This is a genomic window from Kibdelosporangium philippinense, from assembly GCF_021390435.2.
Lineage (GTDB): Bacteria > Actinomycetota > Actinomycetes > Mycobacteriales > Pseudonocardiaceae > Kibdelosporangium > Kibdelosporangium philippinense.
The window spans coordinates 101,634-121,184 of the sequence record NZ_JAJVCN010000001.1; the positions used below are offsets into that span (position 1 = coordinate 101,634).

Sequence of the window (19,551 nt, forward strand, 5' to 3'; positions counted from 1 at the left end):
CTGAGCTGGGAAGATGAGGTTGCTAATGCCTGTTCTTACCCATGAAGCTCTGGAGCACTTTCGACGTGGATGTTACTGGGTGGTCGCGGGATCTGGCGGTAGAAGTCGGTGGGCGTGGCGTGGTCAGTCATGCCGGGACCGCGGCGGTGCGGTTGCTGGCCGACCGCACCGGGTTGACGGAAGGCTTGTCGCGGGCGATGGCGCGGCGTGGGTTCATGCCGGTGCATGACCGTGGCCGGGTGTTCGCCGACACCGCGGTGTTGATCGCTGACGGCGGGCGGGTCCTGTCGGATCTGGCTGTCCTGCGCGATCAGGCCGAACTGTTCGGGCCGGTCGCCTCAGATCCGACGTTGTGGCGCACGTTGGACGCGGTCGGTCAGGTGCAGCGCAACAAGATCGCCCGTGTGCGTGCCCGGATCCGCGAGCATGTGTGGTCGTTGATCGAGCGACGGCACGGCCGGATTCCGCCGTCGCGGGTGGCCGACCGTGATCTGGGCACGACCGTGGTGGTCCGGTTGGATGGTTCGCTGGTGATCGCGCACTCGGACAAACAACTCGCCGCGGGAACCTACAAGGGCAGCTTCGGTCATCATCCGCTGCTGGCCATGTGTGACAACACCGGCGAATCGCTGGCCCTGTTGCTGCGCACAGGAAGCGCCGGATCCAACACGACAGCTGATCACCTCGAGGTCCTCGACGCCGCGATCGCCCAGATCCCGGCGAAACATCGAAGGAACCTTCTAGTCACCGTGGACGGCGCGGGCGCCTCCCACGGTCTCATCAAGTACATCACCGCGCTGAACGCCAAGCCAGGCAGGCAGGCGCACTACAGCGTCGGCTGGGAACTCGGTGCGCGGGAACGAGCCGCGATCGGCCGTGTCCCCGCGAAGGCATGGCAGGCAGTGCTCGATCACCACGGCGATCCTCGGCCGCTGGACAAAGCCGGCGTGGTGGAACTGACCGCGCTACTACGTCACCACCCCGACGGGGACCAACTGGAGAACTGGCCGGCCGATCTGCGGATCATCTGTCGTCGTGAGAAACCCCACCCCGGCGCACAGTTGTCCCTGTTCGAAGAAGCCGACGGCTGGCGCTACCAACTGGTGGCCACCAACACCCCGGGCAGCGGTTCGGGCGCCACCGTCCAGTTCCTGGAAGCCCGTCACCGCCCGCACGCCCGAGTCGAGGACCACGTCCGCTGCGGCAAGCAAACCGGCCTCGGTCACCTGCCCTCCACCAAGATCGAGATCAACCGGGCCTGGTGTCTGGCCGCCACCATCGCCATCGACCTGCTCGCCTGGCTGCGCCTGCTCTGCCTTGAGGGCACCCTCGCCAAAGCCGAACCCAAAACCCTGCGCTACCGGCTACTGCACACCGCCGCCCGCATCGTCCGCGGCCAACGCAAACGCAAGATCAAAATCCCGGAAACCTGGCCCTGGGCCGACCCTCTCGCCGCCTGCCTCCGGGCAGCGCTGGCCCTGCCACCACCAACTCGATGACCCCTGTCCCTGCCCCTCGACCTGAAAGGCCCGCCCCCCAACCCGGCGCCCAGCCAACACCGGCGGCCGGGCTCGAACCCTGACCATCACCACACAGCAACCAACTCAAGATCAACATCCGAACCGGCACAGGCGGACACGTCACCCACGTGAATGATCAAGGCTAACATAATGAGCCGCACCCTGACCGGGGAATCCACCCAAACCTGGCGAAACGATCCACCCAAAGCAGACATTCTTGCCTAACTAAGATCAGATGCCCTCTTAGGACCGAGCCGTCACCGTGGCTCCTGGGGCGGTCGCCAGCCAGGCGGAGCTGTTGGTGTGCTCAGTTGCCGCCCGGCAACCTGGGCTCAATCAGCGGCGCGACTTGGGCCGCGACCTGACACGCCTTCGTCGCGTCATTTCCGGCGGCTACTGCTGCGTCAACTCGTGACGTATCGGAGATTGCCATAGTAACGGTACATGACGGTCCGTACATAAACTGAACCGCTTGATGGCTACCTATCGCAGGAATTGATTTGACTTCGCCGGTCGCCTGAATGTCTTTGACGCCAAGCTTGTCAAAGACATCGACTTGGATCGTATATTGGCCAGAAGCCACCCATCGACAACCTCTGGTGTCGGCGTCCAGTCCATCTCTCCGCGTTCCCGCTGCCGCTCCGAATGTTGAAATATCCGCCGAAGTCAGAAGCGTGCAGGGGTCGATATTGCTGGTCGGGCTATTGTCATGACCGGGAACTGGTGCCTTGCTCGTGCTGCCCGGCGTACCGCCTTGACCAGGGATTGTCGGCCGACCAGTCGGTGCTGGCGTGCTAGCAGGCGTAGGCGAACCGTCGGTTTGAGTCGCACACGCGATCAAGCTTGAGGTCAGAGCGGCGAGGATGGTGACGGCCATGATCGAACTCTTCAATGGGGGCTCCATCGGTTCGCAGTTCCTCCTGGAGTCAACATTAGACTTCCATATTACCGAGAGAGGTACGGTTAGCTTCTTCGGTGGCTTTGTAGTTCGCCATCGCTGTGCGGATACCCTGTTCCGCCTTATCGAGGGACTCGACAAACTTCGCAAGTTGTGTCAAGAAGCCCTGGTCGTCGATCGCCACCTGCTGTACGTATGGCTTCATCACCTTCGCGGCATGGCTGGTTCCCAACGGCATCTGTTGCGCCAGTTGCCTGAGATCCAGTACCTGCCCGTTCGCCCAGTCGCGCATCCGCTGGATGGCCTTGATCAAGGCTTCGCCGCCAGCTTCGTTGACCTCGAAGCCGCCGCTCGCGGCCAAGTTGGCAAACGAAGCCACACTCGCACCGAAGGAGTCCCAGCTTGCGTCGGGTTGTGCGGGGGTTCCGCTGCCGTCGTCGACGTACTGCCGTCCCTCCTCGGTTGCTCAGAGTTACGGTAGCAACGGCTTGCTTCCCCGTGTCCGGAATCCGGATATCCCCAGTCCTGTCACGCTTTCGGGGTACGTCAGAGGCGTGCCAACCGGTCCGCGCATCGACAGAAACTGGAACGTGTTCTAGTCTGGGTCGGTAGTGAGAACACGTTCCAGTTCGGGAGTGCTGATGAGCGAGGTCGTCGACGCGGTCCGGGAACTCCTACCGGTCCTGCGGGAACGCGCACAGGAGACCGAGGACCTGCGCAAAGTCCCGGCGGAGTCGATCGAGGCACTCCAGCGAACCGGGTTCTTCCGTATCCTCCAGCCAGCGCGGCACGGTGGCCACGAGGCCGATCCGCTCGACTTCTACCGGTCCGTCCGGCTCATTTCGAGTGCCTGTGGGTCAACGGGTTGGGTGTCGTCTGTGCTCGGCTGTCATCCGTGGCAACTGGGGTTGTTTCCGGCGCAGGCACAACAGGACGTCTGGGGTGAGGATCAGGACACCCGGATTTCTTCTTCCTACGCGCCAATGGGTCGGGCTACGCCGGTTGACGGCGGCTTCCGGTTCTCCGGGCGGTGGAGTTTCTCCTCCGGCTGTGATCACGCGTCCTGGGTTTTCCTTGGCGGGCTTGTCCTCGGCGACGACGGCAATCCGGTGGACTTCCGCACATTCCTGCTGCCGATCTCCGACTACAAGATCGAGGATGTCTGGGACACCGTCGGCCTTCGCGGCACGGGCAGCAACGACATTCTGGTCGACGACGTCTTCGTCCCCGAATACCGGACGTTGAGCTTCATGGACACCGGCAAGTGCGTGTGTCCCGGCCAGGAAGTGAACACGGGCCCGTTGTACAAGCTGCCATTCGCCTCGGTCTTCTCGTACTCGATCGCGGCCCCGGTTGTGGGAATGGCCACCGGCGCCTACGAGTCGCACGTTTCCTATATGCAAGAACGGGTTCGTGCTTCTTACGGCAACAAAGCCGCCGAAGATCCGTATTCGCAGGTTCGGGTGGCCGAAGCGGCAAGTGACATCGATGCCGCGTGGCTCCAGTTGGAACACAACATCGGGACCGCGTACAAGCATGTGGTCGCGGGCGAGAAGGTCCCCTTCGACCTGCGGATGCGGATCAGGCGTGACCAAGTCAAAGCGACCTCGCGGGCAATCGGCGCGGTGGACAGGCTTTTCGAGAACTCCGGTGGGAAAGCGTTGAACGCGGGCACTCCGATTCAACGGTTCTGGCGGGACGCGCACGCCGGACGAGTGCACGCGATCAACGACCCCGAACGCGCGCTTGCCATGTACGGCAAGGCGGAACTGGGTTTGAAGGTGCAGGACGCATGGCTGTGACCACAACATTCGAATCCACGTCACGCACAGCCCAGGCGGGCCCGGACCTGAAGCTGCATTTTCACGAGGCAGGGGAAGGCGAGCCGGTTGTGATGTTGCACGGCGGCGGGCCTGGCGCGTCCGCGTGGAGCAACTTCGGGCGCAATCTTGAGGTTTTCGCCGAACACCACCGGACCTTGCTCGTCGACCAACCAGGTTTCGGGCATTCCGACAAACCGGAGATCACCAGCCAGTTCTTCACATTCAGCGCGGACGCGCTCGTCGGCCTGCTCGATTCCCTTGGCATTGAACGGGTCCACATCGTCGGCAATTCCCTCGGCGGCGGAACCGCCGTCAGGTTCGCATTGCGACACCCCGATCGCGCGGGACGTCTTGTCTTGATGGCGCCAGGTGGCCTCGGGTTGAACGTATTCGCGCCCGACCCGACCGAAGGAATCAAACGGCTGTACGCCTTCGCCGCACCGCCCGGGCCTTCCAAGGAAAAGCTCGGCGACTTCCTCAGGACGCTCGTCTTCGACCAGTCCTTGGTCACCGAAGAGCTGATCGAGGAACGCTTCCGAGTGGCAGCGGACCCGGAGTCGTTGCGAGCCATGGCATCCATGGGCAAATCGTTCACCAGTCCGGAAACCTTCGAAGAAGGCATGCTCTGGCGTGAGGCATACAAGCTACGGCAACGCGTGCTGCTGGTGTGGGGCCGTGAGGACCGGGTCAACCCGCTCGACGGCGCCCTGCTCGCGCTGAAACTCATCCCGCGGGCGCAGTTGCATGTCTTCGGCCGATGTGGACATTGGGCGCAGCTGGAGAAGTTCGCCGAGTTCAACCGGCTTACCCTCGATTTCCTGAGGAGCGCGTGATGGGCATCCGGCAGCTCGGCTACCTGCGGATCGAAGCCACCGATATGGCCAAGTGGCGCGAGTACGGCCTCAAAGTGCTCGGCATGGTCGAAGGAAAAGGCAGCGACCCCAACGCCTTGTACCTGCGGATGGACGACTTCCCTGCGCGCCTGGTGATCTTCCCGGGCGAAGCCGACCGGCTCGCGCAGTCCGGCTGGGAAACCGCGAACGCGGCCGAATTGGACGAAGTCCGCAAGAGTCTCGAAACCGCAGGCGTGCCGTACAAAGAAGCGACACCGGCCGAGTTGGCGGATCGTCGCGTGGTCGAGCTGATCAGGTTCGACGACCCGTCCGGCAACACTCTTGAGGTCTTCCACGGCGCCGCGCTTGAGCATCGGCGCGTCGTGAGCCCGTACGGCCACAAGTTCGTGACTGCCGAACAAGGGCTTGGTCACGTCGTGCTGTCCACACACGACGACGAAGCCGCGTTGACGTTCTACCGCGATGTGCTTGGGTTCAAGCTGCGCGACTCAATGCGCTTGCCACCACAGCTCGTCGGGCGTCCCGCGGATGGTCCGCCCGCGTGGCTGCGATTCTTCGGCTGCAACCCGCGTCACCACAGCCTGGCGTTCCTGCCGATGCCGACACCGAGCGGGATCGTGCACCTGATGGTCGAGGTCGAGAACAGCGACGATGTCGGGCTCACGCTTGACCGCGCGCTACGCCGCAAGGTTCCGATGTCCGCCACACTGGGCAGGCACGTGAACGACCTGATGCTGTCGTTCTACATGAAGACCCCAGGCGGGTTCGACGTCGAATTCGGCTGTGAGGGACGACAGGTCGACGACGACGACTGGATCGCGCGGGAAAGTACAGCGGTCAGCTTGTGGGGACACGACTTCAGCGTTGGCGCGAAGCAGTGACGTCCACGATGACAGCGGATTTCCGCAGGGTGCTTGGGCATTTCTGCACAGGCGTCACGGTGATCACCGGCGAAGGCCCGGTCGGATTCGCCTGCCAGGCCTTTGCCGCGCTGTCACTGGACCCGCCGCTGGTGCTGTTCTGTCCCGGCCGGACTTCCCGTACCTGGCAGGCGATTTCGCAGACCGGAAAGTTCTGCGTGAACGTGCTTGCTGAGGACCAGCAGGACGTCTCGTCGGTGTTCGGCACGGCAGGCGCGGACAAGTTCGCGTGCACGGGATGGACTCCGGCGCCGAGCGGTGCGCCGATCCTTGACGGCGCGCTGACCTGGGTCGACTGTGACGTCGATGAAGTCCGTGACGCGGGCGACCACTATGTCGTGATCGGCCGTGTGCGACAGCTGGGCGCCTGCCGGGACGCCCAGCCGCTGCTGTTCTACCGTGGCCGTTACACCGCGACCGACGCGAAGGCTGAACGCAAGCCGAATGCCATGCTGGACAACCTTTTCACGTGGTCGAAGCACAACGACTGGATCTAGGGCCTGAGTCCGACCGGTGTCCAGAGCGTGTTGCCTGTACACGTGGCCTGAATAACCCAGATGCTGCTGGGGTTGTTGGCAAGGCACTTCCCACTGTGCACGGCCACATAGGCCCGGGGCGCGCCCGCGTGGATGTTCACGCGGAACATCTGATGGAATTTCCGTTCATCGCACTCCTCGGCCCGGATGCCCGCGCCGTCGGCCGTCGACTTGTCCTGGACCTCCATACACCGACCGGTCTTGACGCCGCCGCGGTCGTTGCGGATCTGGTAGATGTCCGGTTCGTGCAACATGTACAAGGCCCAGTGCTGCGTGGCGTTCGCAGCCGTGCCGCATGACTGCACGAACACTTGATGGAACAACCCCTCGCCTGCCTTCGTGGCACACAGGGCGGTACTGCCGCGGTAGGCCAAGCCCGACGGCCATGACGGCGGGTCTGCCTTCGCGGTCGTGGTTAGGCTGAGCAGCAACAATGCCGCCACAGCCAGGATTCTGTGTTTCATCACGCCAGGCTGGCGGACGCCGATCCCGGCGAGGAAGGGTGCCAGCCCCTACAGCGCCCGGGAAATCCTGGTCACGTGCTCGTGCGGCTGGCCGAACAGCTGCGCACTGTTGTGTGCCCGCTTGAAATACCGGTGCGCGTCGTGTTCCCAGGTGATCGCGATCCCGCCGTGCAGCTGGATCATCTCACCGGCCACAAAGGACAGTGTCTCGCCGCAGTACGCCGTCGCGGCGGCCGCGAGGTCGGGATTCTCGACGGCCGCGTACGAGATGGACCGCGCGGTCTCCACTCGGACGTACATATCCGCCATCCGGTGTTTCAGCGCCTGGAAACTCCCGATCGGACGGCCGAATTGCACCCTGGTTTTGGTGTATTCCACGGTCATGTCGAGGCATTGTTGAGCGGCCCCGACTTGTTCGGCGGTCTGTGCGACCAACGCGATGTCACGCAACTGCGGCGCGGGCGGCCCGATTCGCGTTCCGCCCGAAAGACGCACAGTCGCGAGCCGCTTGCTTTCGTCCATCGTGGGCGTATGTACGCGATGCGTGGAATCGCCGAGAAAAAGACCATCTGGAGTTGAGACGATCAGCACATCCGCCGTATCGCCATCCAGGACGTACCGAACCGTTTCAGAAACCGAATCGGCCCACAGGACCGTCGCGATAGTCGTGCCCTCCACAATCTCGGGAAGCAGATCCGCGCGTTCGCTGAGCAGCAGTGCCTGAGCGGCCACTGTGGCCGACAGCATAGGGACAGGTGCCAGCATTCGGCCGGTTTCCTCAAGCACGACATGGGCTTCGAGCAATGTCGCGCCCGCTCCGCCGTACTGCTCGGGCACGGCAAGTCCGGCAACGCCGATCTGTTGGCACAGACCGGACCATGAGGCGTTGCCGCGGCTGAGCATGTGCCGCACGGCGTCTCGTAGATCGTCGTGTTCCGCGCTCAGCATACGCTCATCAAACCAAACAATCGCTTGGTTTGCTACGAACTGACCCCGTGCCACGTCGCTCGGCAGTGGCCACGGTTCGATAAGGTTGACGCAGTCAGGTACACGCACGCGAGGAAGAGTCGTCATCGAAAAGGGGCAGCTGGTCGCCGGTCGCTACCGGCTGCTGGACACCATCGGCAGCGGCGCGATGGGCATCGTCTGGCAGGCGCGCGACGAGCGTCTTGACCGAACGGTTGCTATCAAGCAGCTGTTGATGCGCGCTGGGCTCTCCGAGAGCCAGACCGCCGACGCACGCCGAAGGGCGATGCGTGAAGGCCGGATCGCCGCGAGGTTGCAGCACCGCAACGCCATCGCGTTGTTCGACGTCGCCGAACACGACGGCGACCCTTGCCTGATCATGGAATATCTGCCGTCACTGAGCCTTTCCGGGCTGCTCGCCGAGCGCGGCACGCTCTCGCCGGAGGAGACGGCCCAGATCGGTGTGCAGGTCGCCACCGGGCTGACCGCCGCGCACGCGGCCGGAATCGTGCACAGGGACGTCAAACCGGGCAACATCCTGATCGACGACACCGGCACGGTGAAGATCACCGACTTCGGCATCTCCCGGTCGACCGACGACGGCACGATGACCCAGTCCTCGGTCGGCATGCTCGCCGGGACGCCCGCCTACCTGGCGCCGGAAGTGGCCCGCGGCCAGGACCCGACCAGGGCGTCAGACGTGTTCTCCCTCGGCGCCACCCTGTACCACGCGATCGAAGGCCAGCCGCCGTACGGCTTCAAGGACAACCCGCTGGCCCAGCTGTACGCGGTGGCCATGGGCAAGGTGCCGGAGCCCAAGCAGGCCGGCGCGATGTCCAAGACCCTGATGCAGCTGCTGAGCCTGGACCCGGCCGACCGGCCGACCATGCCGGAGCTCGTCGGCACGCTCGGTGAGATCGCCGGCGGCGCGACGGTTGTCGTGCCGAAGATCGCCCAGCCGCCGAAGCAGCAAGCGCCGCCACCGCCCGCGCAAGCCACGCTCATCGCGCCTGCAGCACCGGTAGCTGTCCAGGCGCCACCGAAGCCACCGCCGCAGCAGCCCGTTACGCCACCGACTCCGCCGCCCCCGCCACCTCCGGCAAAGCAGGGTGGAAACAAGCGCGTCGCCGCGATTATCGGCGCCGTCGTCGTGGCCGCCGTGCTTGGCGGTGTCATCGCGACCGTGCTCAGCGCAGGCGGCTCCGGCGACAACAACGCGAACAGCCCGGCGCCCATCACTCCGCCGCAGCAAACCGTCACTGTGACCACGGGACCGCCGGAGCAGTCGTCGTCGACGCCGACCGCGCCGGTGACCCCGCAGGGTGGTTCCGAGGGCGGGATCGACTGGAGTTCGGCGGGTCAGCTGGTGATCAAGTACTACAACCAGGCTGACGTGAACACTCGATGGAATCTGCTCTCTGCTGAGATGCAGGCGACCTTCGGCACGGTTGACGCCTTCGGTCAGTACTGGTCTCAGTATCCGCAGTTCAGCGCGCGCAACGCGAACGGTGTGCGCAACAACGGCGACGGCTCGGTGACCGTCCCGGTGGACGTGAACTACGGGCAAGGCAACGTCCAACACAAGGAACTGCGTGTGATCAAGACCGGCGGCCAGCTTAAGATTGCTTCGGACGGTAGGTAATTCGATTGAGTCGGCTGACCAATCGCGACGCGATTGGTCAGCCGATCCGTGCTCCGGGACGCAATCAGCCGCGACTTATTGCCTCAAGGTTGAAAAACGTTGCGCTTCCCAGAAGCCCTGGAAGTGCTCTGATGTTTCTGCCGGTACAGTTGTCAAATTCCCAGAAGATGATAGAGGGGATGCCGAAATTTCCGAATGACTGACTTGTGTGAATGTCGTTACATCCTCGCACCGAGGCGGTCGTACGCCGATATGTATGCCCTTGCCAATCAAGGCTTCGGTAAGCGCAGACATGGCTGGTAGGGCAGGGAGGGTCGGGTTCCGGTGTTGAGGCCTGGGCGGTAACTGGTGTGAGAGCAACGACTGCGTATGCGGACAGCAGTGCGAACTTGAACCTCATGTTCCCCCGCTCATTTGTGGTTTATGACTGTCGTGATGGGTGAGTTACTCGCGAAAACTGACTGAATAGTGATCAGTAAAAGGGGTGTTGCCGGAATCTGCGTCTTTGAAGTACCGTCACAACGTTATCCCTCGACTGATCTTGGATTGTTCAGGTTGGCGGTGTCAAGCAACGGGAGTTGTCCGGCATGGGAATATCTGAATGGCGTAATAGTTGGATCAGTGTTGTGGGTCACAAATTGTGAGCGCTGTTGTCCTAGAGTTGTATTGCGACCTGCGATTATCGTTAGCGGGGACAAGGATGTCAGTTCTGAGTGGAGCGACTACCTTGCTACAGGTTGTGAACTTGCGCGATTCGCGGTATGCAGATAGTGATGAACCTCGGCGACAGGGAGACCGGATGACGGCCGGCCGCGACACGTCCGACTACGACATTCCGTTCCAGGACACCGCGGTCATCGCGTGGCTTGAAGCGGCCGGAATCGACGCGACCCTCCCGTCACCTGACCGGGTCTACGACGCCTACCTCGGCGGATCGCACAACACTGCGGTCGATCGCGCCTTCGTCGACAAGGCCGAGCAGATCCTGCCGTCCATCAGGCCGCTCGCCCGCAGCAACCGCTCGTTCCTGCGCCGCGCGGTGACCTACGCCGTCTCGCAGGGGATCACCCAGTTCCTGGACATCGGCTCCGGTGCGCCGACGGTCGGCAACGTGCACGAGATCGCGCTGCGGGCCAACCCGGATGCCCATGTCGTGTACGTCGACTCCAACACCATCGCGGTGCAGAGTTCGGCGATGGTCCTGCAGGAGCACAAGGTCACCGACCGGGTCGCGATGATCCAGGAGGACCTGCGTAACCCGGACGGCATCCTGAACCACCCGCGCACCCTGGAGCTGATCGACTTCAGCAAACCGGTCTGCGTGCTGATGGTTGCGTTGCTGCACTTCGTCGGCGACGAGGACAAACCGGGCGAGCTGATCGCGTATTACCGCTCCAAGCTGGCGCCGGGCAGCATGCTCGCGTTGTCCCACATCTGCAACGACGAGGCCCCGCAGGACCAGAAGGACCAGGTCGACGCGTTCGTCAGGGCGTACGAGAACACCACGACCCGGCTGTACAGCCGTACCAAGGCCGAGATGGAGAAGCTGTTCGAGGGCTGGGACATGGTGGAGCCCGGCGTCGTGCACCCGCCGGACTGGCGTCCCGACAACCCCATCGACAGCGACATGAGCGCTTACTACCTGGGCTGGTGCGGAGTGGGCCGCAAGGCCTAGCGGCCCTGCCAGTTCACCTGCCGTTTCGTGCCGAACGCGGCGACTGCGTTGTGGAAGTCCTCGCTGCCGAAGACCTTGCTGACGAAGTCGTCGCCGTCGGGCAACGCGGCACGACGCAGCCGCGCAATCGCTTGCTTAGTCGCCCACATGCTCAATGGCGCGTTGCGCAGGACGGTCCCGACGACGGCGTTCGCGGTGCGGTCGAGGTCGTCATCGCCGCACAGCTCGTGCACGAACCCGGCGGCCTTAGCGTCGCTACCGGTCACCATCTTGGCTCTGAGCAGCATGTCCATCGCTCGTGACGGCCCGAGGTGGTTCACCAGCAGCGAGTACGAGTTCATGGACAAGCAGTTGCCGAGGGTGCGCGCGATCGGGACGCCGAACCGCGCGGACGTACCCGCGACCCGCAGGTCACAGACGGCCGCGATGGCCAGGCCCGCGCCGACGCAGTAGCCGTGGATGACCGCGATCGTCGGCACGGTTACGTCCTCCAGGCGGTTGAGCACCTCGGCGATACGGCGTTCGTACGCGATTCCGTCCTCGCCGGTCTCGAACTCGCTGAACTGCGTGATGTCCGTGCCGGACACGAACGCCTGACGGCCCGCGCCGCGCAGCACCATCGCGCGGATCTCGTCGTCGTTGTCAGCGCGCTCGCATGCCTCAGCCAGGTAGCTGTACATGTCGAACGTCATCGCGTTGTGCTTGTCCGGACGGTTGAAAATGATCGTGAGGACAGGACCGTCCTGCTCGACAACCACGCTCAAGACTGTCCTCCGACCAGTTCGTCAATTTCCTCATTGGTGTACCCGACCGCGAGCAGCGCTGCACGCGTATCCGCTCCGAGCGCTGGTCCGGCGGCGTTGCGTTGTGTGGGCGTGCGGGACAACCGCATTGGCGAGCCCAGTTGGCGTACGCCATCCGTACTGTCCCAGAGGAAGCCTCGCTTGGTGAGGGCATCGGCCGTGAAAACCTCGCCGTAGTCCGAGATCGGCGCGCACGGTACCTCGGCACGGTTCAGTGCTGCGACCAACTCGGTGACCGTCCGCATCGACGTGACGTCCTCGATGAGGGGGATGAGCTCGGCGACGTTCTCTTTGCGGCGGTAGGCGTCGTTGAACCGTTCGTCGTCCACGAGTGCCTGCAGGCCAAGGACTTCGCACAGGCCAAGCCAGGTTTTCGGGGTGATGGCGCCGACCGTGAGCCACCCGTCCGCGCACCGCACGGCCTGATACGGCGCTTGGCTCTGGTGCGCTGTGCCAAGTGGCCCACCGACTTCGCCGGTCGCGAAGTACTTCCCGGCTTCCCAGACCGCCAGTGACACACCGGATTCGAGCAGGCTCACGTCGATGTACTGGCCTTCACCACTTCGGTCTCGTTCACGCAGTGCCGCGGTGACAGCGAGGGCGACGTACAACCCGCAGACCAGATCGCACACCGGCACGCCGACCTTTGCCGGGCCGCCACCGGCCTCGCCCGTGATGCTCATCAGTCCGCTGCGTGCCTGCGCCATGATGTCCAGGCCCGGTAGCGTCGCAAGTGGACCGTCCTGGCCCCAGCCGGAGGCGGAGGCGTAGATGAGGCGCGGGTTTGTCTGCCGCAGGGTTTCGTAGTCCAGCCGTAGCCCGCGCATCGCGCCTGGCCTGAGGTTTTCGACCAGCACGTCGGCCCGGTCGGCCAGGCGCCGGAAGGCCGCGCGCCCGTCCGGCGATTTCAGGTCAAGTGCCACGGATTTCTTGTTCCGGTTGAGCCGGGCGAACGGTGAACTGGTGCCGTCGACGAACGGCCCGGCTTGCCTGACCGGATCGCCGCCCGTCGGATTCTCGACCTTGAGTACCTCCGCGCCGAGGTCAGCGAGTTGCATGGTGGCGTACGGGCCCGCCATGAACACGCCGACCTCGAGCACTGTGATCCCGTCCAGTGGCATGCCTACAGCCAACCCGGAACCACGAGAACCAGCCACGTGACGATCGGCGCAACGGCGATCATCGAGAATCCCCACGCCATCAGCCGCTTGAACACCAGTTCGCGCTGCTCCGGCGGAGCACTGGCCACAGTGAGCGCGCCGCTGGTGGAGAACGGGCTGGCGTCCACCACCGAAGAGGACAGCGCGAGCGCCGTGATCAGGCCGATCGCGCCGACTTGCCCGGTTTGCAGGAACGGCACCGCCAGCGGGATCAACGCGCCCAGGATTCCCGTGGTCGACGCGAACGCCGACACCGCACCACCGATGAAGCAGATCAGCAACGCGCCCAGCAGCGGCAGCCCGATGTTCGCTACGCCACGACCGAGATAGTCGACCGTGCCGATGTCCTCAAGCAGGCTGACGTACGTCACGATGCCGCAGATCAGCAGGACCGTGGCCCACGCGACCTTGTCGACGGCCTCGCGGGTCGTCGCTGGCGAAACCAACGACAGCACGACCACCACGGTCAGCGCGAGCAGACCTACGTCGAGGTCGAAGAACAGCGCGCCGACCGCGAGGCCGACGATGCCGACCAAGGTGAGGATCCGGTTGTGGTCCAACCGAACTGGCGCCTGAACAGTGCCGGGCCCCGAAGCAGGCTCGAGGTCGTTGGCCTGCTGGCCAACCAGGTGCCGTCCGCCGAAGATCACGAACACCACCACGCTAAGCAGCAGGTTGAAGACGAACGACGCGATGAACAGGGTCATCGGGCTGCCCGGCAGGTTGCTGCGTTCGACCACGCCGTTGGTGATCCCGCCGAAGATGCTCAGCGGCGAGAACCCGCCCGCGCTGGCGCCGTTGATCACCAGCAAGCCCATCAGCACCGGGTGGATCCTGTAGCGGACGGCGAAGCCCATCGCGATCGGCGCGATGATCGCCACCGCCGCGGGCACGACCGCGCCGAACGCGGTCAGCACGGCGGTGATCAGGAACATGATCCACGGGATCGCCACCACCCGGCCGCCAACGACCCGGATGGCGAGGTTGACCAACCAGTCGACGGTCCCGTTCTGTTTGGCGATGGCGAACAAGTACGTGACCCCGACCAGGATCACGAAGAGATTGCTGGGAAAACCGCCGACGATGTCGTCGGTCGATTTGTCCACGACCAGGGTGCCGACCGCGAACGCGGCAACGAACGCCAGCACACCCATATTGATCGATAACGTGGTTCCCAGTACGAACACGGCAACGAGAACCAGGATCGAGATGATTTCCACCGACATAAGCGGCTCCGAGGGATTCCGCAATTCGGAATTGGCTGTTCGTCAATAGAAATTAGACGTATGGTCAGGAAGTCGTCAAGGGTTGACCAGACGGAAGGCAAACAGGCGTATGAGTTTCGCCAGCGGACGTCACTTTCTGCAGATCCCTGGCCCGACCAACGTTCCGGACCAGGTACTGCGTGCCATGTCGGCGCCGACCATCGACCACCGCGGGCCGCAGTTCGCGGCCATGGTGCCGCCGTTGCTCGAAGCGCTGAAGCCGGTGTTCGGCACCACGGGTGACGTGGTTCTGTACCCGTCGTCGGGCACCGGCGCGTGGGAAGCCGCGCTGGTCAACACGTTGAGCCCGGGCGATCGCGTGCTGTGCTTCGAGACTGGTCATTTCGCCACGCTGTGGCAGGCGATGGCCCGTGACTTGGGGCTGGAAGTCGACTTCGTACCAGGGGATTGGCGGCATCCGGTCGATCCAGCCGAGGTTTCCGCGCGCCTCACGCCGGAGACCAAGGCCGTTCTGGTGGTGCACAACGAGACTTCGACCGGTGTGACCAGCGATATCGCCGCCGTCCGGCGGGCGATGGGCGACCATCCGGCCCTGCTGATGGTGGATACCGTGTCCTCGCTGGGATCCATCGACTACCGGCATGACGAGTGGGGTGTGGACGTCACGGTCTCGTGCTCCCAGAAGGGACTCATGCTGCCGCCTGGGCTCGGTCTGACTGCCGTGAGCGCCAAGGCCCTTGCCGCATCTGGTGGTTCGCGTCGGTCGTATTGGGCGTGGCAGCCGATCATCGAGGCCAACAAGCGTGGCGCTTTCCCTTACACGCCACCGACGAACCTGTTGTACGGGCTTCGCGAAGCGTTGCACATGTTGCACTCCGAGGGCCTGCCTGAGGTGTACGCGCGGCACGCTCGTCATGCGGCTGCCACGCGTGCGGCCGTGCAGGGTTGGGGACTTGAGCTGCTGTGCCTCGATCCTTCGGCGTACTCGAACACGTTGACCGCGATCCTGGTGCCTGGCGCCGATCACGTCCGGGAAGTGATCCTCGACCGGTTCGACATGTCGTTGGGCGCCGGGTTGGGAAAGGTGGCTGGTGAGGTGTTCCGGATCGGGCATCTCGGGCACTTCAACGACCTGAGTCTTGCCGGGACGCTTTCCGGTGTCCAAATGGGACTCCAGATCGCCGGTGTTCCGGTCAAGGACGGGGTATCGGCCGCGCTGTCGTTGCTGGCGGAAGCATGAGCGACCTCGCCGAGGCTCTTCGGAAGGCGCTGGAAGGCGAGGTCGCGTTCGACTCGTACACGCGGCATCTGTTCTCCCGTGACGCCAGCATGTACTCGATCATGCCTGAGGGCGTGGTGTTTCCACGGCATGCGGACGACGTGGTCGCGGCGGTGACTATCGCTCGGGAGTTTGGCGTTCCGGTCCTTGCCCGCGGCGGCGGGACGAGCTTGGCCGGTCAGACCGTTGGTTCTGGTGTGGTGCTGGACTTTTCCAGGCACATGAACCGAATCCTGTCCTTGGATCCTTCGACCGGGATCGCGCACGTGCAGCCCGGTGTCGTGCAGGACGACCTGAACCGGGCCGCGGCGCCGCACGGGATGATGTTCGGGCCGGACACGTCGACCAGCAATCGCGCCACCATCGGCGGGATGATGGGCAACAACTCCGCGGGCAGCGGATCCGTCCGGTACGGCATGACCATCGACCACGTCCAGTCCATGGAAGTCGTGCTGTCCGACGCCAGCACGGCCACACTTGCCCCCGGGACGCCGACGAGGTTCGACTCCGCGCTGGCCGATCTTGTGGCTTCGTCTGGATCCGCGATCGCCGAGGGGTTCCCGAAGTTCTGGCGGCGCGCAGGCGGGTACCGGCTGGACCGGTTGGCAGACGGGCCTTTCGACCTCGCCAAGTTCGTGGTCGGCTCGGAGGGCACGCTCGTTGTTGCGACTTCCGCGGTCGTCGGGCTCGTGCCCAAGCCCAAGCACACCGTGATCGCGGTCGGGCACTTCACGTCGGTCGAGGCCGCCATCGCCGCGACCGATGACGCGCTGGCGTGCGATCCGGCTGCGGTGGAGCTGCTCGACAAGACGATCCTGGAACTGTCTCGGCAGAAGCTGGAGTACCGGCGGCTCGGCAGTTTCCTCGTTGGCGACCCCGAGGGACTGCTGTTCGTCACGTTCACCGGCGACACGTTGGCTGAAGCAAGCGCTAGGTTGGAACGACTGGCTGCCTTGTGGGACAAGCATTCCCACGGCTACCACACGTTGCGCGCCGAGACTCCGGCGCAACAAGACGCTTTGTTGAAAGTCCGCAAGGCCGGGCTTGGTCTGCTGATGGCCTCGAGTGTCGGTTCGCGACGGCCGCAGGCGTTCGTCGAGGACACGGCCGTCGATCCGTCTCGTCTGATCGAGTACAGCACGCGATTCCGTGCGATCCTGGAACGCCACGGGATGAAGGCTGGGTTCTACGGTCATGCGTCGGTGGGATGCTTGCACGTCCGGCCGTTCGTCGACCTGACAAACCCCGACGAGGTCGCCGCGATGCGGTCGGTCGCCGAGGAGGTCCGCGACCTCGTGGTGGAGTTCGGCGGCGCGAACTCCAGCGAGCACGGCGACGGCCTGGTACGCAGCGAGTTCAACCGCAAACTCTTCGGCCCTTCGCTGTACGAAGCGATGCGCCAGGTGAAGCGGATCTTCGACCCAACGGACGTGCTCAATCCCGGCAAGATCGTCGACTCACCCTCGATGACAGACAACCTGCGTGACCCCGCTTTGCCACCCGCAGAGCCGCTGACAACGCACCTGACGTTCCTCGGGGACATGCGCAGCGCGGCTGACCGGTGCATGAACATCGGCCTGTGTCGCAAGAGTTCGTCCGGCGTGATGTGTCCGTCCTATATGGCCACCCGAAACGAGGAAGACTCGACTCGCGGTCGGGCGAACGCGCTCGTCAAGGCCTTGTCTTCGCCCTCGCCCGCTTCCGCATTGGGCGATGCCCGGCTGCACGAGGTGCTGGACCTGTGCCTGATGTGCAAGGCCTGCAAGAGTGAATGCCCGCTCGGGGTCGACATGGCCGCGCTGAAGAGCGAGACGCTTGCCCAGAAACACGCGCAGTCCGGCGTGCCGTTGCGGTCACGGGTTTTCGGTTCGATCCGCCTGCTCAACCGCCTCGGCTCGGCTTTTGCTCCTGTGTCCAACCTGGCTGCACGTCTGCCTCTCGCACGACGTTGGTTGGGCATCGCAGCCAAGCGGCCGTTGCCAGAGTTCAAGCGCGAGAACCTGATCCGCTGGTTCCGCCGCCGTCCCGTCTCTTCCGGTCAGACAGTCACGTTCCTGGCCGACTCCTTCACGACCTTCACTGAGCCGGGGGTCGGCCGTGCCGCGATCTCGTTGTTGGAACAGGCAGGCTGGCAGGTCCTGTTGGAGTCTTCAGGCTGCTGCGGTCGCGCCGGGATCTCGAAAGGCCTGTTGGACGACGCTAAACGCAAGGCCACCGCCTTGACGGCGCAGCTGTCGACTTCGTCAGGCCCGATCGTCGGCTGCGAACCATCCTGTGTGTACACGTTGCAGGACGAGTATCTGTCCCTGCTGCCGGACAATCCCGCAGTCAAGTCCGTGGCGTCCCGGGTGCGCCAGGTTGAGGAACTCCTGGTGGAGGCAATCGACGCTGGCCTGTTGACGCTGTCACCGGCGCTGTCAGGCAAGGAGATCCTGTACCACGGGCACTGCCACCAGAAAGCCGAGGTCGGAACGGCAGCGTCGGTGGAGTTGTTGGGCCGAATCCCCGGCGTCACAGTGAAAGAGCTGGACGCCGGGTGTTGCGGAATGGCAGGGTCTTTCGGCTTCGAGGCAGAGCACTACGAGGTGTCGATGAAGGTCGGCGAAGACCGGCTGTTCCCAGCGATCCGCGCTGCCGATCCCGAGGTCGTGCTCGCGGCGACAGGAGTGTCCTGCCGCCAACAGATCCGCCACGGAACCGAACGCCGAGCCTGGCACCCGGTCGAGCTCATCGCTCAGGTCGTCGTGACCTCAGCCTGAGCAGGTCGCCTGCTCACCCAGTAAGCGAAGACACCCGCGGGGATGAACATGACAACGCCGTAGACAGCGGCGGGGATGGCCATCTGCGTGTTGTTGAGGAGTGCGGGGCTGAGCGCGATCGTGATGGCCAAGGTGCTGTTGTGGATACCGATCTCCATCGAAGAAGCGATGGACTGCCGCCGGTTCACCTTGAGCAGCCGTGGAATCGCGTACCCGACAGACAAGCTGATCACGCAGAACACCAGCGAGATCGCGCCGACATCCTGAAGGTAGCCACCAATATTGGCCCGTTCCTGGAACACGGCGACAGCAATAGTGGCAACCATGAACACAACGGCAGCAATCTTGAGCGGCCGAAGCATCCGGTCAGCGAAAGCAGTGAACCGCCGCCGGACAAGCATGCCGATAGCGACCGGAACCAGCACGATGGCGAAAACCTGGAGCATCTTGTCGAACTGAAGCCCAAGCTCCCCACCATCCATGAACCCGGACAGTGACAGGTTCACGACAATCGGCAACGTAACCACGGCGATGACAGCATTGATAGCGGTCAGCGTGATGTTGAGCGCGACATCCCCACCCGCAAGATGACTGAACAGATTGGCAGTGGTGCCACCAGGAGAAGCGGCAAGCAGCATCATGCCGACAGCAAGGGTGGGCGAAAGATCGAACAGCAGGACCAACCCAAGGCAGATGGCGGGCAGCAGGAGCACCTGGCACACCAAGGCGACGATGGTGGCCTTGGGCACCTCGGCGACCCGTTTGAAGTCCTGCACGGTCAGGGACATCCCCAGGCCGAGCATGATCACACCGAGCGCGATCGGCAGGAAAACCGTGGTCACCACGGACGACGAAGTCATCGGACACTCCCTGAACCGGACATTCCGGTGATTGTGTCAACCAGGTGCGCGTTCGGCCAGTACGTGTGCGACATCGAAATAAGTCGTGATGTCCGATAGCGGACAACAAGGTTGACAGCTAACCACCCCACAGCCAAGTTGGAAACACGGACACCGAGCAAGCGAG

17 protein-coding genes are annotated in these 19,551 nt (G+C 63.9%); 9 read left to right on the plus strand and 8 right to left on the minus strand.

Going from position 1 to position 19,551, the window contains the following annotated elements; all coding sequences use genetic code 11:
• Positions 1–41 precede the first annotated feature (41 nt).
• Positions 42–1,499, plus strand: a complete 1,458-nt coding sequence (locus tag LWC34_RS00505; RefSeq protein ID WP_233722402.1) for an IS1380 family transposase — start codon at positions 42–44, stop codon at positions 1,497–1,499.
• A 328-nt stretch (positions 1,500–1,827) separates the two neighbouring features.
• On the opposite strand, the gene LWC34_RS00510 is transcribed toward LWC34_RS00505, so the two are convergent.
• On the minus strand, positions 1,828–2,412 hold the full coding sequence (locus tag LWC34_RS00510) for a DUF3558 family protein (protein WP_233722403.1): 585 nt from the start codon (positions 2,410–2,412) through the stop codon (positions 1,828–1,830).
• A gap of 40 nt (positions 2,413–2,452) precedes the next feature.
• Positions 2,453–2,797, minus strand: a complete 345-nt coding sequence (locus LWC34_RS00515; protein ID WP_233722404.1) for a hypothetical protein — start codon at positions 2,795–2,797, stop codon at positions 2,453–2,455.
• 262 nt (positions 2,798–3,059) lie between these two features.
• Between LWC34_RS00515 and hsaA the strand changes: the two genes are divergently transcribed.
• From hsaA to hsaB, 4 genes are read left to right on the plus strand one after another with little or no spacing between them, the layout of a single operon-like run.
• Entirely contained in the window at positions 3,060–4,220 is a 1,161-nt protein-coding gene (gene hsaA, locus LWC34_RS00520; protein ID WP_233722405.1) for a 3-hydroxy-9,10-secoandrosta-1,3,5(10)-triene-9,17-dione monooxygenase oxygenase subunit, read from the plus strand.
• Complete coding sequence (gene hsaD, locus LWC34_RS00525; protein WP_233722406.1) at positions 4,211–5,074, plus strand: 4,5:9,10-diseco-3-hydroxy-5,9,17-trioxoandrosta-1(10),2-diene-4-oate hydrolase; 864 nt, start codon at positions 4,211–4,213, stop codon at positions 5,072–5,074. Before hsaA ends, hsaD begins: the two co-directional genes overlap by 10 nt.
• The gene (hsaC, locus tag LWC34_RS00530; RefSeq protein WP_233722407.1) at positions 5,074–5,976 is read left to right on the plus strand and encodes an iron-dependent extradiol dioxygenase HsaC; all 903 of its coding nucleotides are present in this window, start codon (positions 5,074–5,076) and stop codon (positions 5,974–5,976) included. Before hsaD ends, hsaC begins: the two co-directional genes overlap by 1 nt.
• Before the next feature lie 8 nt (positions 5,977–5,984).
• On the plus strand, positions 5,985–6,512 hold the full coding sequence (gene hsaB / locus LWC34_RS00535; protein ID WP_233722408.1) for a 3-hydroxy-9,10-secoandrosta-1,3,5(10)-triene-9,17-dione monooxygenase reductase subunit: 528 nt from the start codon (positions 5,985–5,987) through the stop codon (positions 6,510–6,512).
• Here the strand turns inward: hsaB and LWC34_RS00540 are convergent.
• Together LWC34_RS00540 and LWC34_RS00545 are read right to left on the minus strand one after the other, a co-directional pair.
• Positions 6,509–7,015: an RICIN domain-containing protein gene (locus tag LWC34_RS00540; protein ID WP_233722409.1), complete on the minus strand. Its 507-nt coding sequence runs from the start codon at positions 7,013–7,015 to the stop codon at positions 6,509–6,511. The genes hsaB and LWC34_RS00540 overlap by 4 nt on opposite strands.
• A 48-nt stretch (positions 7,016–7,063) precedes the next feature.
• Complete coding sequence (locus LWC34_RS00545; protein WP_233722410.1) at positions 7,064–7,963, minus strand: acyl-CoA dehydrogenase family protein; 900 nt, start codon at positions 7,961–7,963, stop codon at positions 7,064–7,066.
• Between the two features lie 85 nt (positions 7,964–8,048).
• Here LWC34_RS00545 and LWC34_RS00550 point away from each other — a divergent pair, with 85 nt between their 5' ends.
• Positions 8,049–9,623 carry a serine/threonine-protein kinase gene (locus LWC34_RS00550; protein WP_284051404.1) on the plus strand — a complete coding sequence of 525 codons (1,575 nt, stop codon included), beginning with the start codon at positions 8,049–8,051 and terminating at the stop codon, positions 9,621–9,623.
• Between the two features lie 799 nt (positions 9,624–10,422).
• Positions 10,423–11,298 carry an SAM-dependent methyltransferase gene (locus LWC34_RS00555; RefSeq protein WP_233722411.1) on the plus strand — a complete coding sequence of 292 codons (876 nt, stop codon included), beginning with the start codon at positions 10,423–10,425 and terminating at the stop codon, positions 11,296–11,298.
• Here the strand turns inward: LWC34_RS00555 and LWC34_RS00560 are convergent.
• The 3 genes from LWC34_RS00560 to LWC34_RS00570 are packed head-to-tail and all read right to left on the minus strand — an operon-like array spanning position 11,295 to position 14,487.
• Positions 11,295–12,056 carry an enoyl-CoA hydratase/isomerase family protein gene (locus LWC34_RS00560; RefSeq protein WP_233726338.1) on the minus strand — a complete coding sequence of 254 codons (762 nt, stop codon included), beginning with the start codon at positions 12,054–12,056 and terminating at the stop codon, positions 11,295–11,297. The genes LWC34_RS00555 and LWC34_RS00560 overlap by 4 nt on opposite strands.
• Before the next feature lie 2 nt (positions 12,057–12,058).
• Complete coding sequence (locus LWC34_RS00565) at positions 12,059–13,222, minus strand: CaiB/BaiF CoA transferase family protein (protein ID WP_233722412.1); 1,164 nt, start codon at positions 13,220–13,222, stop codon at positions 12,059–12,061.
• 2 nt (positions 13,223–13,224) lie between these two features.
• Positions 13,225–14,487 (minus strand): SLC13 family permease, encoded by a 1,263-nt coding sequence (locus LWC34_RS00570; protein ID WP_233722413.1) that lies wholly within the window; start codon positions 14,485–14,487, stop codon positions 13,225–13,227.
• A 109-nt stretch (positions 14,488–14,596) separates the two neighbouring features.
• On the opposite strand from LWC34_RS00570, the gene LWC34_RS00575 reads away from it, so the two are divergent.
• Both LWC34_RS00575 and LWC34_RS00580 read left to right on the plus strand, forming a co-directional pair.
• Positions 14,597–15,727 carry a pyridoxal-phosphate-dependent aminotransferase family protein gene (locus LWC34_RS00575; RefSeq protein WP_233722414.1) on the plus strand — a complete coding sequence of 377 codons (1,131 nt, stop codon included), beginning with the start codon at positions 14,597–14,599 and terminating at the stop codon, positions 15,725–15,727.
• Positions 15,724–18,525, plus strand: coding sequence for an FAD-binding and (Fe-S)-binding domain-containing protein (locus LWC34_RS00580; RefSeq protein WP_233722415.1), 2,802 nt, complete (start codon positions 15,724–15,726; stop codon positions 18,523–18,525). Before LWC34_RS00575 ends, LWC34_RS00580 begins: the two co-directional genes overlap by 4 nt.
• Here LWC34_RS00580 and LWC34_RS00585 read toward each other — a convergent pair.
• On the minus strand, positions 18,501–19,385 hold the full coding sequence (locus LWC34_RS00585; RefSeq protein WP_233722416.1) for a bile acid:sodium symporter family protein: 885 nt from the start codon (positions 19,383–19,385) through the stop codon (positions 18,501–18,503). The two genes, LWC34_RS00580 and LWC34_RS00585, sit on opposite strands and share 25 nt — an antisense overlap.
• Between the last annotated feature and the right edge of the window lie 166 nt (positions 19,386–19,551).

Bases quoted from the DNA above. Each gene is read 5' to 3' on its own strand.
- LWC34_RS00580 (WP_233722415.1), top strand. From the start codon at position 15,724: ATGAGCGACCTCGCCGAGGCTCTTCGGAAGGCGCTGGAAGGCGAGGTC.
- hsaC (WP_233722407.1), top strand. From the start codon at position 5,074: ATGGGCATCCGGCAGCTCGGCTACCTGCGGATCGAAGCCACCGATATG.
- LWC34_RS00565 (WP_233722412.1), bottom strand. From the start codon at position 13,222: ATGCCACTGGACGGGATCACAGTGCTCGAGGTCGGCGTGTTCATGGCG.
- hsaD (WP_233722406.1), top strand. From the start codon at position 4,211: ATGGCTGTGACCACAACATTCGAATCCACGTCACGCACAGCCCAGGCG.
- hsaA (WP_233722405.1), top strand. From the start codon at position 3,060: ATGAGCGAGGTCGTCGACGCGGTCCGGGAACTCCTACCGGTCCTGCGG.
- LWC34_RS00555 (WP_233722411.1), top strand. From the start codon at position 10,423: ATGACGGCCGGCCGCGACACGTCCGACTACGACATTCCGTTCCAGGAC.
- LWC34_RS00575 (WP_233722414.1), top strand. From the start codon at position 14,597: ATGAGTTTCGCCAGCGGACGTCACTTTCTGCAGATCCCTGGCCCGACC.
- LWC34_RS00540 (WP_233722409.1), bottom strand. From the start codon at position 7,015: ATGAAACACAGAATCCTGGCTGTGGCGGCATTGTTGCTGCTCAGCCTA.
- hsaB (WP_233722408.1), top strand. From the start codon at position 5,985: ATGACAGCGGATTTCCGCAGGGTGCTTGGGCATTTCTGCACAGGCGTC.
- LWC34_RS00570 (WP_233722413.1), bottom strand. From the start codon at position 14,487: ATGTCGGTGGAAATCATCTCGATCCTGGTTCTCGTTGCCGTGTTCGTA.
- LWC34_RS00545 (WP_233722410.1), bottom strand. From the start codon at position 7,963: ATGCTGAGCGCGGAACACGACGATCTACGAGACGCCGTGCGGCACATG.
- LWC34_RS00505 (WP_233722402.1), top strand. From the start codon at position 42: ATGAAGCTCTGGAGCACTTTCGACGTGGATGTTACTGGGTGGTCGCGG.
- LWC34_RS00585 (WP_233722416.1), bottom strand. From the start codon at position 19,385: ATGACTTCGTCGTCCGTGGTGACCACGGTTTTCCTGCCGATCGCGCTC.